The sequence below is a fragment of the Halomonas sp. SIMBA_159 genome, from assembly GCF_046536035.1.
Taxonomy (GTDB): Bacteria; Pseudomonadota; Gammaproteobacteria; order Pseudomonadales; family Halomonadaceae; genus Vreelandella; species Vreelandella venusta_A.
Genome location: NZ_JAWJBT010000327.1, coordinates 1 through 288, shown reverse-complemented (window position 1 = coordinate 288; position 288 = coordinate 1). Strand labels below are relative to the sequence as shown.

Below are 288 nucleotides of genomic sequence, written 5' to 3'. Positions count from 1 at the left end.
CCTCGAGGTCGGGGTGGTCGCACGAGATGATTTCGCCGTGCTCATCCTTCGCCTCGATCTTGGCGGGCAGCACCACCGGGAAGCTCGATCCGTCGATCTTCACGGTGTCGCCGGATGCCTTGAGCTCCGTCCCACGCTCCGGCCCCTTGGCCTGAGCCTGCTTGTGGAGGCGGCTCACGTCGGCGAGCATCCGGTTGATCTGCGACGCCGCCTCTTCGGCCGCATCGGCGAAGTCCGTTCGCCCGAACTGACGCATGAGCGTGCTCATCTCCCCGAGCTTGGCCATCA

The 288-nt window shown here is 66.0% G+C and carries 1 protein-coding gene; it reads right to left on the bottom strand.

Going from position 1 to position 288, the window contains the following annotated elements:
• A partial coding sequence (locus tag R0J87_RS19480; RefSeq protein WP_498888307.1) for a hypothetical protein occupies positions 1-256 on the bottom strand: 256 nt, incomplete at its 3' end.
• Between the last annotated feature and the right edge of the window lie 32 nt (positions 257-288).